2 protein-coding genes are annotated in these 525 nt (G+C 42.7%); both read right to left on the bottom strand.

Annotated elements, in window-relative coordinates:
- Nucleotides 1-162: magnesium chelatase domain-containing protein (locus A3739_RS27905; protein ID WP_304440240.1), on the bottom strand; the 162-nt coding region annotated here is incomplete at its 3' end.
- A gap of 84 nt (nucleotides 163-246) precedes the next feature.
- Complete coding sequence (locus A3739_RS01750) at nucleotides 247-498, bottom strand: accessory factor UbiK family protein (RefSeq protein ID WP_068473212.1); 252 nt, start codon at nucleotides 496-498, stop codon at nucleotides 247-249.
- Between the last annotated feature and the right edge of the window lie 27 nt (nucleotides 499-525).

Genomic DNA, 525 nt, shown 5'->3' with positions numbered 1-525 from the left:
TATAAGTGCGCAGCGCACACGTTCACGGCTTTCTTTTACGGCCGCCTCGGGTAAACCAACAACGGTAAATGAAGGCAGACCATTGGATAGATGCGTTTCAACACGCACGGAAGGGGATTCAACGCCGAACAATGCCCGCGTTTTCACAATAGACAAACTCATTACGCATCCTTGCTCAAATATTGCACAACCATGGTGCAAGTTTCACTTTGCCATCCTTAGCAAAGCTTTTTGACCAAACGAGTGTTACTCGTCGATTTTACTTTGTAAGTCCTGTACAGACTTTTCTAACTGTTCAAGCATTTCTCTCGTGCGCTCTAGCACTGCTTGTTGTGCATCGAACTCTTCACGAGATACTAGATCCAACTTATTGATAACACTAGAAATAACAATCTTCAGATTGTTTGAAATCTCGTCCTGTGCAGCTTTACCAAATTCAGGAAAAACTTGATTAACCTGATCTTGAATCACTCCGAATAATTGCTGAGGGTTCAACATAGTCTCTTACCAACTGTCTAAAACTGG

The organism is Oleiphilus sp. HI0067, from assembly GCF_001635735.1.
The sequence above is the reverse complement of the archived record's forward strand: the minus strand, read 5'-3'. Positions and strand labels throughout refer to the sequence as shown.